The sequence below is a fragment of the Saccharophagus degradans 2-40 genome (genome assembly GCF_000013665.1).
Classification (GTDB): Bacteria; Pseudomonadota; Gammaproteobacteria; order Pseudomonadales; family Cellvibrionaceae; genus Saccharophagus; species Saccharophagus degradans.
The window spans coordinates 1,748,418-1,765,285 of record NC_007912.1 but is presented as its reverse complement, the minus strand read 5'-3'; the positions used below and the strand labels follow the sequence as shown (position 1 = coordinate 1,765,285).

General features: G+C 45.3%; 13 protein-coding genes. 5 read left to right on the top strand and 8 right to left on the bottom strand.

Going from position 1 to position 16,868, the window contains the following annotated elements; translation table 11 throughout:
- Positions 1-95: 95 nt before the first annotated feature.
- Positions 96-1,418 carry a tRNA 5-hydroxyuridine modification protein YegQ gene (gene yegQ / locus SDE_RS07145; RefSeq protein ID WP_011467845.1) on the bottom strand — a complete coding sequence of 441 codons (1,323 nt, stop codon included), beginning with the start codon at positions 1,416-1,418 and terminating at the stop codon, positions 96-98.
- 243 nt (positions 1,419-1,661) lie between these two features.
- On the opposite strand from yegQ, the gene SDE_RS07140 reads away from it, so the two are divergent.
- Entirely contained in the window at positions 1,662-2,855 is a 1,194-nt protein-coding gene (locus SDE_RS07140; protein ID WP_011467844.1) for a PilT/PilU family type 4a pilus ATPase, read from the top strand.
- 31 nt (positions 2,856-2,886) lie between these two features.
- Here SDE_RS07140 and SDE_RS07135 read toward each other — a convergent pair whose 3' ends face one another.
- The gene (locus SDE_RS07135) at positions 2,887-5,127 is read right to left on the bottom strand and encodes a GGDEF/EAL domain-containing response regulator (RefSeq protein ID WP_011467843.1); all 2,241 of its coding nucleotides are present in this window, start codon (positions 5,125-5,127) and stop codon (positions 2,887-2,889) included.
- Positions 5,117-6,718, bottom strand: a complete 1,602-nt coding sequence (locus SDE_RS07130; RefSeq protein WP_143710857.1) for a sensor histidine kinase — start codon at positions 6,716-6,718, stop codon at positions 5,117-5,119. Before SDE_RS07130 ends, SDE_RS07135 begins: the two co-directional genes overlap by 11 nt.
- Before the next feature lie 432 nt (positions 6,719-7,150).
- On the opposite strand from SDE_RS07130, the gene SDE_RS07125 reads away from it, so the two are divergent.
- Positions 7,151-8,464 (top strand): HD-GYP domain-containing protein, encoded by a 1,314-nt coding sequence (locus SDE_RS07125; protein WP_011467841.1) that lies wholly within the window; start codon positions 7,151-7,153, stop codon positions 8,462-8,464.
- 99 nt (positions 8,465-8,563) lie between these two features.
- The gene (locus SDE_RS07120) at positions 8,564-9,967 is read left to right on the top strand and encodes an SLC13 family permease (RefSeq protein ID WP_011467840.1); all 1,404 of its coding nucleotides are present in this window, start codon (positions 8,564-8,566) and stop codon (positions 9,965-9,967) included.
- Between the two features lie 39 nt (positions 9,968-10,006).
- Here SDE_RS07120 and SDE_RS07115 read toward each other — a convergent pair whose 3' ends face one another.
- Entirely contained in the window at positions 10,007-10,528 is a 522-nt protein-coding gene (locus tag SDE_RS07115) for a hypothetical protein (RefSeq protein WP_011467839.1), read from the bottom strand.
- 116 nt (positions 10,529-10,644) lie between these two features.
- On the opposite strand from SDE_RS07115, the gene SDE_RS07110 reads away from it, so the two are divergent.
- Positions 10,645-10,827, top strand: a complete 183-nt coding sequence (locus tag SDE_RS07110; RefSeq protein WP_041324372.1) for a hypothetical protein — start codon at positions 10,645-10,647, stop codon at positions 10,825-10,827.
- A 108-nt stretch (positions 10,828-10,935) separates the two neighbouring features.
- Positions 10,936-12,402, top strand: coding sequence for an FAD-dependent oxidoreductase (locus SDE_RS07105; RefSeq protein WP_011467838.1), 1,467 nt, complete (start codon positions 10,936-10,938; stop codon positions 12,400-12,402).
- A 61-nt stretch (positions 12,403-12,463) separates the two neighbouring features.
- Here the strand turns inward: SDE_RS07105 and SDE_RS07100 are convergent, their stop codons facing one another.
- The 4 genes from SDE_RS07100 to SDE_RS07085 form a co-directional block, all read right to left on the bottom strand.
- The gene (locus SDE_RS07100) at positions 12,464-14,827 is read right to left on the bottom strand and encodes a VWA domain-containing protein (protein WP_011467837.1); all 2,364 of its coding nucleotides are present in this window, start codon (positions 14,825-14,827) and stop codon (positions 12,464-12,466) included.
- Positions 14,828-15,106: 279 nt separating this feature from the next.
- Positions 15,107-15,472, bottom strand: coding sequence for a hypothetical protein (locus SDE_RS07095; RefSeq protein WP_011467836.1), 366 nt, complete (start codon positions 15,470-15,472; stop codon positions 15,107-15,109).
- A gap of 146 nt (positions 15,473-15,618) precedes the next feature.
- Complete coding sequence (locus tag SDE_RS07090; RefSeq protein ID WP_011467835.1) at positions 15,619-15,996, bottom strand: hypothetical protein; 378 nt, start codon at positions 15,994-15,996, stop codon at positions 15,619-15,621.
- Positions 15,997-16,190: 194 nt separating this feature from the next.
- Positions 16,191-16,859, bottom strand: coding sequence for a prepilin-type N-terminal cleavage/methylation domain-containing protein (locus SDE_RS07085; RefSeq protein WP_011467834.1), 669 nt, complete (start codon positions 16,857-16,859; stop codon positions 16,191-16,193).
- Between the last annotated feature and the right edge of the window lie 9 nt (positions 16,860-16,868).

Here is a 16,868-nt window from a genome sequence, read left to right as displayed (position 1 = left end):
GGTGCACTTACTGCTCATTTGGCACTTGTAAAAAGTGGAGCATATTGAGCCAGCCTTGCACTCGCAAGGCTGTGTAATCATTGAAAATATAAACCTTATAAGTGGCGCATTAACATAGCGTAGCCGCCATCTTCGCCTAAATCTAAGCCTTCTAGCGGCAAGCGCACAATGTGACCAGAGCCAGGCGCAGAATCAACACTTTGGCCTTTTTTGTTCGCTATGTCGCCCACTACAAACGGGATATTACCCTTAGGTGTGATCAGCTCAACTTGGTCACCTTGCGAGAATTTGTTTTTCGCTTCTATGGTTAGCCAGCCGTTGGTTTTATCGTAGCCCGTGGCTTCGCCCACGAATTGCTGCGCTGGGTTATTCGAAACGCCTTTTTCGTAGTTTTGATATTCGCTGGGCGCGTGGCGGCGGTAAAAGCCTTCGGTGTAGCCTCGGTTTGCCAAATGCTCTAGCTCGCGCATAAGGTTCATATCAAATGGAATACCGGCTTCGGCGGCATCGATTGCTTTGCGATACACCTGTGCGGTGCGCGCAACGTAGTAGTGAGATTTAGTACGACCTTCAATTTTTAATGAGTGAACGCCCATTTTCACTAAACGCTCTACGTGTTGCACTGCGCGTAAATCTTTGGAGTTCATAATGTAAGTGCCATGCTCATCTTCATAGGCAGGCATATATTCACCGGGGCGACTTTTTTCCTGTAGCAGCACCGGTTGCACTTCATCGGGCGTCCACGCCTGTGGCTGTGAGCTGGTGTCCACGGCAATCAAATCACCTAGCTCGTTCTCTTTAGCTTCGTGGGAGTTATATTCCCAGCGACAGGAGTTAGTGCAAGCACCTTGGTTGGAGTCGCGATGGGTCATGTAGCCAGAAAGCAAACAACGGCCAGAATAAGCAATACACAGCGCGCCGTGCACAAATACTTCAATTTCGGTATCTGGGCATTCTTGGCTAATATCGATTATTTCGTCGATAGACAGCTCGCGAGATAAAATTACCCGCTCTATGCCTTGCTTAGCCCAAAACTTAACCGTGGCGTAGTTAACCGCATTCGCTTGCACACTTAGGTGGATAGGCTGATCTGGCCACTGCTCACGCACCAGCATAATCAGGCCTGGGTCTGCCATGATTAGCGCATCTGGCTTCATGGCGATAACAGGCTCTAAATCGCGTATATAGGTACGCACTTTATCGTTGTGGGGCGAAAGGTTACTGGCTAGGTAAAACTTCTTGCCCTGCTGATGCGCCTCATCTACCGCCAAGGCAAGGTTTTCTATCTTATTAAACTCGTTATTGCGCACACGCAGGCTGTAGCGCGGTTGGCCGGCATACACGGCATCTGCACCATAGGCGAAGGCGTAGCGCATGCTTTTAAGGGTTCCTGCGGGGGATAACAACTCTGTAGCCATAGGGTTTCTTCTGGTTTAATAAGTGACTGAATTCTGTACAAATAGTGAGCCGCGCATTGTACTTTGCACACGGCTAAATACAAGCACACGCTTTACTAAAACACGGCTGTTTTGGCCTAAATCAACTCTTGTCACTCTGTGACGCAGTTATCCTTAATTTACCCCCAGCCCAATTTGCCCATCTATACTGTTTGTTACATGCCTAACGTTATTAGGCCAAATAGACATGCATTCGAGGGCACAATGGGCACACCAATAGACAGCTACTTAAAAATACTGGCTCAAAAAGACGGATCGGACCTTTACTTAAGTACCGGCGCCCCGCCCTGCGCCAAGTTTCAAGGCACGCTTAAGCCGCTAACCCAACAACCGTTTAAAGGCGGCGAAATCGAAGCCATAGCCAATGCAATTATGGATGCCGAACAACGCGAGCAGTTTAGCCATGAGCTTGAAATGAACCTTGCGGTATCAATACCTGGCGTTGGGCGCTTTCGTATTAATATTTTTAAACAGCGCAATGAAGTGTCAATTGTTGCGCGCAATATTAATACCGACATTCCCCAATTCGACAACCTTGGGCTGCCAGAAATATTAAAAGACGTCATTATGAATAAGCGCGGGCTAGTGCTGTTTGTGGGTGGCACAGGTTCGGGTAAATCGACTTCACTCGCGGCGCTTATCGACCACCGCAATGCCAACCACGGCGGCCATATTATTACAATTGAAGACCCAGTAGAGTATGTACATAAACACAAAAAAAGTGTGATTAACCAGCGCGAGGTGGGTGTTGATACGCGCAGCTTTCGCAACGCTTTAAAAAATACGCTTAGGCAAGCACCCGACGTTATCCTAATTGGCGAAATTCGCGACCGCGAAACTATGGAGCACGCACTGGAGTTTGCCGAAACCGGCCACTTGGCCATATCCACTTTACACGCAAATAACGCCAACCAAGCGCTAGAGCGTATTATCAACCTGTTCCCAGAGGAGCGTAGGCCACAGCTTATTTTGGGGCTTTCGCAAAACATTCGCGCCATTGTCTCGCAACGGCTAATCCCTACGGTTGATGGCAAGCGCTGTGCAGCAATTGAGGTTTTGTTGGGAACAAAAACAATTCAAGAATTAATACTAAAAAATAGGTTTGAAGAAATTAAAGAGATAATGGAGAAATCTGAAAACCTTGGCATGCAAACCTTTGATGCGGCGTTATTTAAACTGCACGCAGCGGGCAAAATTACGCATGAAGAAGCCATGAGCAATGCAGATTCGCCCAACAATTTACGCTTAAGAATAAAACTCTCACAAGGCGACGCTGCGCCAACAGAGAAGGAAGTAAAAGAAGTGGTAGAAAAAGCTGCGCCAACAAGTTTTGGCGAACTAAGTTTAGAGGAAATAGAAGAGCCTGAAGAAGACGACCCAAACCAATTAAAATTCTAATTGGTTTGGGATGGCACCACACACGCCAAGACTAACCGTCTAATGTAATACCCTGCGTTTTAAAACTAGCCAGCCAAGTTGTAAGTTCGTCACACGACATGGGTTTAGCCAACAAATAACCTTGCACCTGCTGACAACCTAGCTCGCGAAGTAAGTCCAGCTGTTCACGTGTTTCAACACCCTCTGCAATGACATTCATACCAAGTGTTTGCCCTAGGTTTACAATCATTTCTACAATTTTTCGTCCACTTGGCGTGTCGGAAGTCTGAACAAACGATTGATCTACTTTTAAGTTATCAAATGGCATTTTTTGCAAATAGCTTAACGAAGAAAAACCGGTACCGAAATCATCAACAGATAACTCAAAGCCAATATCTTTAATACGGGTCAACACTTCCATATTGCCTTTCACATCATCCATGGCAATGGTTTCGGTAATTTCTAAGTCAACCAAATTTGGGTCAACTTGTACCCTGTCTATCAATTCGCGTAGAGCGTCAAGTATTTCTGGGTGGCGTAACTGCGCTACGGAAAAATTTACCCCCATTTTCAGATCATTCCAGCCGGAAGAGCGTACTTTATGTAATTCTGCAATTGCATTTTCCATAACCCACTCCCCCATTCTTACAATCAGACCGGATTTCTCGGCAAGCGGGATAAAACGCTGGGGCGGCACCATCACACCATGTTTGTTCTCCCAGCGCAGCAGCGCTTCCAATCCCACAACATCCAATGTTTTAATATCAAATTTAGGTTGATAAGCGAGATACAGTTTGCCGCTATCGAACGCTTCGCGCAGTTCCCGCAACATTTCCACATGTTGAGTAGCCTTTTCAACCATTTTTCGGTTAAACATAACCACTTCGCCGCGGCGAATAGCTTTGGCAGACTTAAGTACAATACTACCTTCTTTAATAGCTTGCCCACCGCCCTCAGACATTTCTGTTAACGGGACTATTCCAGAAGTGACAGACAACACCTGATCGTTATCTCGCACTTTAAATGGCTTGTTAAACACCTCACTTATTGCCATAGGCTTTACATGGTCTTTAGGGCCTAGCACAGCAAAAACATCTGCCGCTATTCGCGCCACAGTGCAGGTAACAGGGAAATTGTTTAGCAAGCGCAAACCAATTTCTCGCAATAGCTCGTCGCAATAATCTTTGCCGAGGGCAGCATTGAGCTCAGCAAAGTTATCAATATCTACAAGCGCCAAATAAAGCTCTGGTAAGCTATCGTCTTCAACAAGCTCATCTATTTTTTGAATAAGCGCGGTTCTATTAGGCAGGCCAACCAAAATGTCAAAATAAGCATGACTACTTAGCCGTTCCAATAGCATTAAGTTATCTGCGCACGCGGCAATATTATTACAGAATATTTCTAATAAACTTTGATCAACTGAATCGATGTCTACATCGCTGGATATAAACGCGCTCATATCGCCGCGGGTATCACTGCCGATATATAGCGCTACCCCGTCCACGCCAAACTGATTACTTTTCTTATCTAAACATGTATCCAGTAATGTTCTTGCCCCACTTTCTGAAAGATCTTCAAGAGGGTGATCAACTAACAGACAATAGTGCCCTGCTGCAGCTATAATTTTAGATTCGGAGCCTGTGTCACTTTGCTGACGCCGCACGCAAATTAAGCCTTCGGCGGGAATATCTAACAGGCCAGCCAAGTGCACAATAACCCCTTGAGCAAAGGCGTGAATACCATTTTTAGTGAGCAGTTCAGAGCTGGACCGCACAATCATATCCAAGCCCTTGCGGCCGGCTTCTATCATGCGAATTTGTTTGTACGAGCGAATCGCGGTAGTTAGCGCCGCGAATAATTTTGACTGGGTGAGTTCAGATTTTAATTTGTAGTCATTAATGTCGTAATCGCGAATAACTTCTATTTCTGGGGCTTGGTTTGGCTGCCCAGTGCGCAGAATAATACGGGTGTCGCGAATATCCATTTTGTCGCGAATAATCGCAACCATATCCAATCCAGCATTTGGGGTTTCCATAACCACATCTAGCATTATTACGGCAATATTTTTATTTTCTTCAAGTATTTTTATGCCTTCTGCAGCACTCATAGCATGTAAAAACTTGAGTGGTCTATCCATTATTTGGGTATTTTTTAGGGCAAACTCTGTGGCAGAGTGAACGCCCTTTTCATCATCAATGATTAGCACCCACCAACAATAATCTTCCCGCTGTTTCTTTTCTTCTACCGGCTCCTCGGCAAAAGAAAACAATTCGTTCCCATTTTTATCGGACATTAACTTTAAATCCTCCGCCAGTGCCGTCGTTAGCGTGATCGTAATTTGGAGAGACTGCAGGCATTGTTATTGTAAATTTGGTGCCTACGTTTACTTTTGATTCTACAACGACTTGGCCGCCCATCATACCCGTTACTATATTATGTAAAATATGCATCCCTAGCCCGTTACCCCCCTCGCCCAGCTTGGTGGTAAAAAACGGGTCGAAAATTCTATTAATGTGCTCTTCGGCAATCCCCTTACCATCATCTTCCACAATTAAACGCAGCATATCGTTTTCGTCTTTTCTGCATACTATACGAATACAACCAAATTCTCGTCCATCAAAGCCATGCACAATAGAGTTGTTAATAAGATTGGTTATCACCTGACCTAAAGGGCCTGGGTAGCTATCTAACATGATATCTCTGGGGCAATCTACTTCGACTTGGTATGGCGTCTTTTTGAGTGTTGGCGAAAGAGTCATACGTGTTTCGTTAAGCATTTCCAGCATATCAAAACAGCGGCGCTGGGCACTTGTTCGATCTACAGCAACCTGTTTAAAACTATTCACCAACTCCGATGCGCGCTCAAGGCTTTTACACACTAAACCAGACCCTTCCTCGGCTTCTTCAAGAAAGTCTTGTAGGGCATTTTTAGTTATACCTTCTTCCATCATTTTTTTAACGCGTTTAGTGCTGTCATTTAGCGTAGAGGCTACTGTCAAACCGTTGCCAATAGGAGTGTTTAGCTCATGCGCCACCCCGGCAACCAACGAGCCAAGAGCAGCAAGCTTTTCGGATTGAACTAGGTTGCCCTGTGTGGCATTTAATTGTTCTACGGTTGAGTTAAGCTCTTTGTTTAGCTCTACCAACTCGGCAGTTCGCTCTGCCACTCGGTCTTCCATATGGGTAAATGACCGCTCTAACGACCAGCGCATAGTTTCTAATTGGCGCGATAAAGAACCAAACTCATCACCCGACAATTGCGGCACAGAAGTACGTAAATCACCGCCCGCAATACCTGCCGCTGCTTTTTCCAACTTATTGAGGGGGGAAATAACACGCTGGTTTAGAAAATAACTTAAACAAGCTAGCGAGAAGAGTAACTGAATTGCGATAACGATTAGCAGTAGCTCAGAGTCTTTTGTTGCCTGCCGCTGCGCATCCGCCAAGCTATAAGTGAAATTTAACTCACCGATAATACTGTTTTGATATTCAATAGCCCGCTGAAATTGAATTACCCCAAAACCTTCATCTATTTTAGGGTTGTGATACGAAAGAAAGGTGTTGCCTTGCTGATCAACTACATCAATTGCAACGATGGATGGGTCTAAACGCAGTGAATCTATTACGGGCTGCCCTAAAGAAGGCGCAACTTCCCACAGCGGCATAGTCATACCCGCTTGCAGCAAATCAGCGTAATTCATCGCCGCTTCTTTACTGTCTAGTTCTAGGGTTCGCTGGTAATTTTGATAGATTAGAAACGCGCCCGACATTACCGCGGGAAAAGCGATAGACAATGTAACCACAATGACCAAAAATCGCCGGAGAGTAGAATGCCCTCTTATTCTTTCTTTAAGCTCTGGGGTTACCCCAAGTAATGCTGACAATGTGTTGCTCCTGTATCCTCGGCGTGGGACCAACCGTTACCCAAACTTTATCAATTTAAGTGCACAACTCTGCTCCTTGCTTTGGCGTTTTTTGGTGCATAACGCACAACTCAGCCCATTCACCCGTGCATTATTAACTATAGATCAAGCCACAAGGAATGCCCTTAAAACCGAAGGCTCAATGCGAGATTAGTTTAATATTATTGCCAGCATATAACTTTTAGAGCAAACAAATCAAACCAACCACAACAAATGAGAATAAGCTGTTGGTCTTTATCAATTTTTGGACAAATTGCGCGTCATAAAATCGCCAATTACGAAATAAGGACTATATTGTTATATGAATAACTTAGTTTATTTATATCAAGTTATTACGATTACACATGCACGCCGTGTAAAACAATAGCCACAACTAAGAACTTTCTTTCGTCTATGGATTTCTACAAAGAACACATCGCCAGCGTTAGCGAAGACCACGGTGTTGTAGCGACAGAGAATATTTGCAACCAGCATGGCCAAACGATTGTGGCGAGTGGCGCACAAATAGACTCAACGTCATCTGAAAGAATATTAAAGTTCAAACTGCTAAAGCCTATTGAATCCTCTATTGCCATCGAGTCTGAGCTTAGCGTCGATGATCTTTATCAGCACATCACAGATTATATGTGCGATGACAACTCGTTGTTCGAGGTGTATTTAGAGTCCAACTTGGGTACGTTGCTGCGAGACTGCTGCGAGTTTGCATTTAGCTATGACATCATTCGCCAGAAACTTACAGTATTGCGCTACCAATACCCCAACCAATTCGATCAAACGCTATTTGTGAGTTGGTTTACGGCGTTAATAGAAAAGAAGTCAGGTAAACAGGACCCAGATATTTATCAAAGCTTTACCGCTGCAGTATGTCGCGATTTAGGGTTGCTACATATCGACCCCAAAATTCTTACTAGTAACGAAAAACTCACGCCCGAGCAATGGCGGCAACTGCAATCCCACCCCATTATTAGCCAAAAGATTGTGGAGGCCCTCGAAGGTCTCAGCGCCGATTGCGCCCGCGGTGTATTAGAACACCACGAAAACCTAGATGGCACAGGGTTTCCTAGTTCAAAACTAGCCGCCCAGTTAGCCCCTTTGGGGCAAATCCTTGCGCTTCTCGATGGCACCTACGCAAACTATGCCAAGTTTTTTAAACCCTTGGGCCGCACTCTGGCGGATGTTGTACCTATAATACAAATGAACAGCCGCGCCCACTTTGGCAATTTTTCTGATATTTTTGTTGCCAGCATTCGCTGCTGCTCGCGCACAGACCACACCGTAATTAACGAAAACAATATTGCAGATGCTGTGGCCGAGGTAATTGCATGCCACAAATATATTTCCGATTATCTAGCATGCGCATTCAAATTGATTAGTGAATTTGCTAAATCATCCAAAGGCCCGCGCTTGGTCGCTATGCAAAAAGGCTATTTACATATCCATCAATCTGTCACTCAATCTGGGTTGATTAATCTTGCGTACATTCGCTGGGTAGAGCAGGTGCGAGAAGAGAAAATTAAAAGCGCTTACCGCGAAGTTGAAGATTCTTTAATGATGATGCGCGAGGTTATTTATCAAATAGACCGATTAAACATTCAACTAAGCACTTATGTGACTAAAGAAGGTGAAAAAGGTGCAACAGCGAACTCGCCTTCACTTTTCCAACAACTCATTACTTTCGAAAAGCCCGTCTTTAAAACACTTACCTAACCACCACTAACGCATGCATTGCGCCAATTCGCTTTGGCTTTTCATCCCCGCCCTAAACTGCTAAATTTGCGCGCCCAATAAAAATAAAGATTTAGCGATATGCCTGTTACACAGGAAAACACGTTTAAAACGGCAATTATTCTCACTGCCCCGCTACTAAGCCTGATGCTAGGGCTACTGCTTGCCAGTGGAGGCGTTGCACCTGCTGCAGCTATTACCGCAAGCATTACCCTGTTGTGTGCCATTTGGTGGACGACAGAGGCTATCCCCATACCCGTTACATCTTTGCTACCGCTTGCGCTTTTTCCCATGCTGGATGTGCTCAGCCCAAACGAGGTGGCCAGCGCCTACGGCAGCCCACTTATTTTATTACTTTTGGGTGGTTTTTTATTATCTACCGCCATGGAGCATTCCAACGCCCATAAAAATATTGCGTTAACCATGGTAAATGCATTTGGAGGCAGCAGCGAGAAACATGTTGTATTCGGCTTTATGGCCGCTGCAGCAGTGTTAAGTATGTGGATATCGAACACTGCCACCACGTTAATGTTATTACCTATTGCTGTCGCGCTTATCGACTCTAGCCGCAGTAGAACCCTGTGTATTCCTTTGCTATTAGGTATTTGCTACGCAGCTAGCGTAGGGGGAATAGGCACACCAATAGGTACGCCACCAAACCTAATAATGATGAAAGTTTTTAACGACACTACAGGTACGGAAATTACCTTTGTTACCTGGATGAAATGGGGCGTACCGCTTGTGGTACTTTTTGTGCCCATTATTGCTTTGTGGCTTACGCGCAATATAAAAGCCACAACGGCTATTAGCTTGCCAGAGCCAAACACATGGAGCACAGCACAAAAGCGTGTATTAATAGTTTTTGCTTGTACAGCGCTATTATGGGTAACGCGCAAAGCCCCCTATGGTGGCTGGTCAGAGTTATTTGATCTGCAATATGCAAACGATGCGGCTGTTGCGTTGCTTGCTGTCGTTACGCTGTTTATTATTCCTAATGGCGAGTCTGGCTCCAAAAGAAGTGCGCTGCTCACATGGGAGAGCGCAAACAAAATACCTTGGGGAATATTGTTGCTTTTTTCTGGGGGCATTTGCATCGCTCGCGCATTTAACGCATCGGGCTTGGCGGATATCATTGCAGAAGGACTTGGCGGGCTAAGCGTATTGGCGCCCTTAATTATGCTCTTACTTATCTGCTTAGGCGTTACGTTCTTAACTGAAGTTACCAGCAATACCGCTACCACCAGTTTGTTGATGCCCATACTGGCCGTGGCAAGCGCAAGTACCGGTATAGACCCGCTGGTGCTGATGGTGCCAGCCGCAATGAGTGCTAGCTGCGCGTTTATGCTACCCGTTGCCACCGCGCCTAATGCCGTTATTTTCTCTACGGGGCGTGTCCCCATTCAAACTATGATGCGAACAGGGTTTGCACTAAATATATTCGGAAGTGTGCTTATTACCTTTATTTGCTATGTCTATTTTTTGTAATTTCGCCTAGCCGCTTTTAGCGGCTGTAATAACTTGTATTTAATGCAGTAAGGTATTCTTAGTTTTGTTAGCTAGTGCTTCTGCGGCGCGCGCCCAAGCGCAATCGGCACCACCTTCGCCCAACACGTTAAGCAATGAAACTCGTTTAATTCTAAATTCTCGCAGCATCTCAAACGCATTTATACGCTCTAGGTAACAAACATTTTGGTCTGCAGCCCTGTGTAGCAAACCGTCGTGGGCACCCTGGAGGCAAGCAGCGGCTTCTTTGTGATCTCCAACTCGCCCAAGTACCCACAAATAATAACGAGCGCTTTCAGCAAAACGCTCACTGCTTATTTGCACACTACCTTGCGTTATATCGCTCGCGAATTGTAATTTAGCAATATCAAACACCACAGCCAGTAACTGCCGAGCGGTATTTAAATCGCCATTGTTCAGTGCCGCCACACCCTTGGCTCTGGCACCTTGCCACATCGAATATGCTTTTTGCGGCTCGGCTTTCACTAGCTCCACATGGTGTTCGCATAGGTTTGAACTGCCCCCCCAATGCTTCTGTCTCATTTTCCCTCCTCGGCTGGAACGAGTAATTAATTAAAACAAGTTGTTGATAATGATTATCATTTATAATAATTTAACCTTACTCGTTTCGCAAGCCCAAACAATAGGAGAGCCCATATATGCGCCAACCTAATCTAGTATTTCTTGCCTTATCCCCCGATGCCCTAGCGAGGTTACTCGACACAAAGCAATTAGATATTGAAGAGTTTCGGTGTTTAGATGGCTATACCAAAGCGCAAGTTAAGGGCATTTTTTTAAGGCGTTTGCGTAAACACATACATAGATCGAACGATCAACTTTAAACCAGAACCTTTAGTCAAACAGGCATAGAACTAAGTCATAGGGGCCTATAGTGCTTTTAGCTATACCGAGCTATGATTAAGTTATAAAACCCCAATAGAGTTGCTGCTATGCCTGCACTACACAAAGGACGTTTTACCCCCAACAATAGCTACGATGTTGCCGTAGTGGGTGGCGGTATTCATGGTTTAAGCATGGCACTTGAGGCGTGTAAACGGGGGTTGTCCGTCATTCTTATTCAAGGCAATGACCTTGCATCTGGGGCCTCAGGCATTCAACGCGGGCTTTTTGGCGGGGGCTTTCAATCCTTGTCACAGCTCAATTTAACCGCAGTTAAAGCTAACTTCTCAGCACTCAAAAAATGGCACGAAAATCATGCTAATAGCGCAGCCCCTGTGTGCGCTAATTTAATTGCGAACCACTCTTTACGCTCCGCTAAATTAGTAAAAACAGGTTTGGCCATATACCATCGGTTAGCAGGCGGCAGTGCAGATTTATGTCGCAACCATTCTCGCGAAGCTTTCTCTACACCCTATTTGGCCTACACGCTTCGCCCCGCTAGACGCATTTTAGATATTGCCACAGAAGCTCGAGCATTGGGCGCAGACATATTCCCCTATACGAGAGTGAATACAGCAATTCGGCAAAAAAATTGCTGGCAGTTAACGGTTAACTCCTCGCTTGGTAGCAATACGAATAGCGTAAATGTAAACGCAAAGATGTTAATTAATTGCTGTGGCTGGCTTGCCAACACGTTTTTAACCGATGTGCTAGGTGTTGTGTCTCGCGCAAAAGCACATGCGCGTAAAGCAGGTTTAATTTATGTAAGCGGCCCACTTGATGCCCCTGCTTTACCCCTTACCCTACAAGCCAATAATAAACAGTTTATTAGCATGCTGGCCGTAACACCTCAGCATTATGTGATTGGCCCCTTCTCCGATGAAGAACTGGGAGACAGCAAACAAAATGCTCTAGCAGCTTTGCAAACATTACTCTCAGATCAACTTGGTGAGCAGTTTTCCCAATGGGTTAAAACCTTACATATAGACGAAATAAAATGGATTAACTATGCGCAAGTTTCCGACCCCAGCGGTGGCGCGCACCGAGGGGATTTTCTACAAGACAGTATTCTCGATTTAAATAACCCGAGAGGTGGGGCACCACTGCTTAACGTATTTGGCATAGACATAGCAAAACACGCTAATTTAGCTCGGCAAGGGTTTAATATTCTCGCTCCGTTTAGTAGGGAGTGCTCATCCCACGTTGTGCCTTTACCCCATAAAAACACTACGCCTCCCACTGCTTTTAATAACCCCATAATAAGTCGCTGGCAAACAACCTATGCACAGGGTGTAAATCGTTTATTAAAAGATGCTAATTTAACGTGTAACAGCACTGTTGAAGATTTTGGCGTTCACTTTGGCGAAGATTTATATCAATGTGAGGTGGACTACTTAATTCGTTACGAATGGGCAATTACAGCAGAGGATATTTTGTGGCGTAGAGGTGACTGGGGCCCTTGGTTTCCGGAGAGCGGCAAACAAATGCTTGCCGATTATTTGGCGCAGCTCACCTAAACCTAAAGCCATAAATAATATTAAATGTTAGGTGTCAGTGAGCACGCATAAAAATTAAACCTTATTTATTCTCTTCTTCATCGTCGTCTAGGTCATCGATCAAATTCGAAATAGCGTCATCTAATTCGTCATCAGCTAAATCCAATCCTTGAGCCTTTAACATCGCGGCCACCATATCATCATCCTCATCTTGAGGCTCTGGCTCTTCAGCATCCGGCTCTGGCTCATCTAATGCCATTTCATCTAAATCGTCTATGCCGTCATCCACAGCGTCGTAACCTTCCGGTTCAGCAATATCTTCAGCGTCATCAGGCTCACCCAGCATATCCATCGCTGGCTCCTCTAATTGCTCCTCCTGCGGCTCTTCAACAGGCTCCGGCTCCTGAACTTTTTCTTGCTCTTTAGCAGGCTCTGGCTCCTCAACAACATCGTCTGCTGTTGCGGGGTCCAAATCCTCCATGGGCGGCTCTTCTTCATCATCAACAGGTTTCGGTTCTTCTTTTGGCGATGTTGCCTCTTCAACACTTTCTTCAGAAAATTGCTCTAATAGATCTTCATCAGAACTACCGCTGCCAAGTAATTTTCGCACTATAAAATACCCGCCAACAAATAGAAGCAAATTACCAATACCTATAGCGCTATATAATAACCATGCAGGTACCGGCTGCTGCGGCTCACTTTCGGCTTCTTGTGCTTCTGCCTCACCTTCTTCATCTGTAGGTTTAGCTGGTTCTTCTGGCTCGGCTTTTTTAGTCTCTTTTTCTTCTTTTTTAGCTGGGTCTACAATAGGCTCCTGCTCTTCGCTAAAGCCCCCCTCATGCGAAAACTTAAATTTAACATCGGTAATATACGATTCAAAAGGTGAGCCATCGAGCGTGCTGCCTTTAATACGAATATCAATAAAATACATACCTTCATCATCTGGCATTAATTCCGTTTGCCATGTATCCATTTTGGTTAAATCTAAGGGCTTAACCATTTTTCGTTTTGACGGCGATGTAATTGACGCAACAATTTGTGTTTTATCAACACGTACATCCGAGCTAAGTGATTCAACTTTTAATATAAAATTAAGTTCACCATCACTAAACTGTTTTTCTACTTCGGCATTAAAGGGCTGACGCACACTAAAACTATGCTTGAATTCACGTACAAAGCTTTTACCGTCCACAACCACGGTTAGCTCGTACACGCCTTCTTTTTCGAATGTGGGTAAATCTTCTAAATAGCGCCCATCGAGCGGCGGTTCACCATCCGTTAGTTCATTTTGCCAGAACTCAGCTAACACCTCTTCATTGTTGCCGGCCATAATTTTGGCCGTGATGGTCATTAACTCTAAGAATTCTGGACGAGTGATGGTTTTACCATCCTCCTGTAGCACTAGCGAAAGCAATTGATCGTGACCTATATATACGTTGTTGGCCATAGCCTTAACACGTAAATTTAAGTTACTTACAACCGTAACCCTGCTGTCATCATCCATATCAACACTTAACCCCCACTCACCTTCGAGGGGTTGCTTGATAGTAATGAGGTCGTAATTATCTGCGCGGTGCCAGCTCGCATCCGCAGCCTGTGACGCTGCGCTGTATACCGTTTGATCTGGCCCAATAAGCTCGGTTAAATCGGCAGGATTTTTTCTAAAAATTAACGCGGTAAACTCTTCCACACTGGAATCGATAACAAATTGGTTCCCTGCAAGGGGCACTTGTTCGGCGGGTGCAGCAGCGTCGAATGTGCCTAAGAATATTTTCATTAGGTCGTCTGCAGTGTGCGCCACACTGGCAATACCATCGGTTTGTAAGGACAATTTTTTTAGCAGGTTGTTATCTGCATTGTCGGATAGCGCAACCGTGTGAATGGTATATCCCGCAGCTTTTAGTTTTGGTAAAACCTCATCGACTATGCGGCGCCATTCTTGTGTGTTTTTATCGGGCTGCTTATCAATATCCACCATGCCGTCGGTAAGTAAAATAATGTGCTTTGCATACTCGTCACTGGCAGCATCTAGGTCGTACGCTGCTTTTTCAAGAGCCTCACCTATATTGGTGTATAGCCCTACTGAATTAATTTCCGATGCCTTTGCTCGACCTAAGCTTCGCCATTGCTCATCCACAACCTGATGAGGTACTAGCATGTTTACCCACTTGCCGAAGGTCCACACACCTGCTTTGCTGCCTTCTGGCAACAGTTGCATAAGAAGGTCCACCGCTGGCTGACGTAAATTAGCGGGATCATTGCGTTTCATACTGCCAGAAACATCGATAACCAAGCGCACATCAGCAGGTTTTCCGCTGCGATCAGCAAGTTTGCTTTCTATCTCTTGTGACGCTTGAGCAAGATTAAGTTCAGGTTGGGCTCCTGCACTTGCGGCTAACCCCAGCATCAACACCAAGCCAATAAAAGCCTGCCAGCATTTGAGCATACAAAATTCCCACTTGGTCACCAGCCCCAGTCACTTGAAAGACACGCTGGCGATACAACCATAAAGCGTCCAAAGACGCCCCAAAAAACGTTTTTATACTAATCAGTTATAGCAGCAATTGTGGGAAGTTGCCGAGTATTGGCAGGAGAGTAGCTTTTTAATGTTAAGCGACAGGAGGCAGTAGGAGCAGCTTGCAAGCACATTAATGCCAAATTTTGGCCCCTCGCGACAAAGCTTAGGGCTTAATGAGCGGTTTAGTAATTAGCGATAAAAAGTAAACTAAGAGGCATCCGCTGGTTGTTCGCTCGCATTACGTCGCATAAACCAGCGCACGCAATGATAGCCAAGCGAAAGCACTACAGAAGCTGTTACAGCCACCAAAAGCGGGATGCCTGCGCGAGCAAAGGTATGGTTGTCGTCAAACAAGCCTTCGATAAAGGTGATAACCACTGCAGGAGATAGATAGCCGCTTGTACCGGTGGTGTACCAAGGCGTAAGTAACACAACCACCACAACCGTTCGCAATAAGCTACGCACCTCAGTCTGCTTGAGCTTAGCGGTTAACAACCACCAACATGCTATGCAGACAGCAGCACCTAGAAGATAGTAGATCCACGCGTAGTAATATTCTTGATCTGAAAACATAGGGTTTTACGGCGCCCAATAAGTTAAAGAGCCGGTATTCTACTGTTGAATGCCTGCCGAGTCGATGGCATAGGTCACTTGCTTCAACCTAACTATAAGCCCACGCATAAATAGATATGACTATTTACTGAACTGTAATAGTTAAGTTAATTGGTATTCTTAGAAGCCTGTATAAACAGTACTTTCATCAACACCATAGCCGCTAACACGCACAGGGAAGACACAGCCAGTAGCGGTTGTATCCACGCTGCGATGACACCACTGTACATAACGAACAACCCCACCAATAGCGCCAAGGTGCCCACCTGATGGAGATAAAACTGGGCGCGAACCAAAGCACGAGATGGGCTTACAAGCCATAGTCTATGACAAACCCCATAAATAAAACTCACTACAAACCCAAGCAACATAATATGCGCATGGGTAACTAACTGGCCGTGATTATGGGTGGCAGCCATATATATACCTAGCACTAGCCCGATAATGGCATACCCCAACCCCGTTAAAACATATTTTTTATCCATCTCATATCTCCCTCGAATAAAACTAACACTGTATTCTTTTTATACCCACACAGCGCTGCACTGTAAAGCTAGAGAAGGAATTGAAGAAATAAAACTAGATGTAAAAGAGAGAATTGGGAGGGGAAAATACACATTATTAAGAGCAAAGGCCGAAAACAGGCGCCAACCCGAAGGGGCCAGCGCCTTTAGTCACATTAAATTTTAGCGCAAACAGTGTATTCGTTACCCTCGTTATACTCTGCGGCTAAGGCTGCAGCAGCTGGGTTTGTGTTAGTACCTGCATTACCTAGCGTTGCGCGAATGCTACCAGACTGCCCCAAGCCATCATCCAACTGATTATCCAGTGCGGCAGCAGATTTACCAGGCACCTGCCCTAGGCAAACCTTAACTCCATTTAAACCGCCCCCCATCGACTGAGTTGTAATACCGATTAACCCGCCAAATGCATTTCTTGGCAGTGCTGATTGACCCGCGTCAGCAGGGTTACCTTTAATGTAGCCTGACGCCTTTAAATGTTGCCAAAACTCCATATTTTCGCCACCACCGTTAAAGGTTTGGCCTAAACTAACCTGTAGTGCGCCATTATTATTACCCGCGCTAGTCACACTAGCCCAAGGGCCACCACGCGCTTGCAAAGCAGCTAAGTTACCGTCGTCACCCGGGACTCGGGAGTAGCGATCTATATACGAATTATACGCAGCAGATATACCGTTTAATTCATTGGCCGCTTTCTTAACTTTTGAGTTTTCAATTAGCTCAGTACCCTTAAGCACACCACCAAGCAGCAAGCCAATAATCACAAGCACTATGGCGATTTCTACAAGCGTAAAGCCCGACTGCCTGTTCATTTGATTGTTTAACATAGTAAAAGT

Bases quoted from the DNA above. Each gene is read 5' to 3' on its own strand.
- SDE_RS07110 (WP_041324372.1), top strand. From the start codon at position 10,645: ATGCGCCAACCTAATCTAGTATTTCTTGCCTTATCCCCCGATGCCCTA.
- SDE_RS07140 (WP_011467844.1), top strand. From the start codon at position 1,662: ATGGGCACACCAATAGACAGCTACTTAAAAATACTGGCTCAAAAAGAC.
- SDE_RS07095 (WP_011467836.1), bottom strand. From the start codon at position 15,472: ATGTTTTCAGATCAAGAATATTACTACGCGTGGATCTACTATCTTCTA.
- SDE_RS07105 (WP_011467838.1), top strand. From the start codon at position 10,936: ATGCCTGCACTACACAAAGGACGTTTTACCCCCAACAATAGCTACGAT.
- SDE_RS07100 (WP_011467837.1), bottom strand. From the start codon at position 14,827: ATGCTCAAATGCTGGCAGGCTTTTATTGGCTTGGTGTTGATGCTGGGG.
- SDE_RS07125 (WP_011467841.1), top strand. From the start codon at position 7,151: ATGGATTTCTACAAAGAACACATCGCCAGCGTTAGCGAAGACCACGGT.
- SDE_RS07090 (WP_011467835.1), bottom strand. From the start codon at position 15,996: ATGGATAAAAAATATGTTTTAACGGGGTTGGGGTATGCCATTATCGGG.
- SDE_RS07120 (WP_011467840.1), top strand. From the start codon at position 8,564: ATGCCTGTTACACAGGAAAACACGTTTAAAACGGCAATTATTCTCACT.
- SDE_RS07115 (WP_011467839.1), bottom strand. From the start codon at position 10,528: ATGAGACAGAAGCATTGGGGGGGCAGTTCAAACCTATGCGAACACCAT.
- yegQ (WP_011467845.1), bottom strand. From the start codon at position 1,418: ATGGCTACAGAGTTGTTATCCCCCGCAGGAACCCTTAAAAGCATGCGC.
- SDE_RS07085 (WP_011467834.1), bottom strand. From the start codon at position 16,859: ATGTTAAACAATCAAATGAACAGGCAGTCGGGCTTTACGCTTGTAGAA.
- SDE_RS07135 (WP_011467843.1), bottom strand. From the start codon at position 5,127: ATGTCCGATAAAAATGGGAACGAATTGTTTTCTTTTGCCGAGGAGCCG.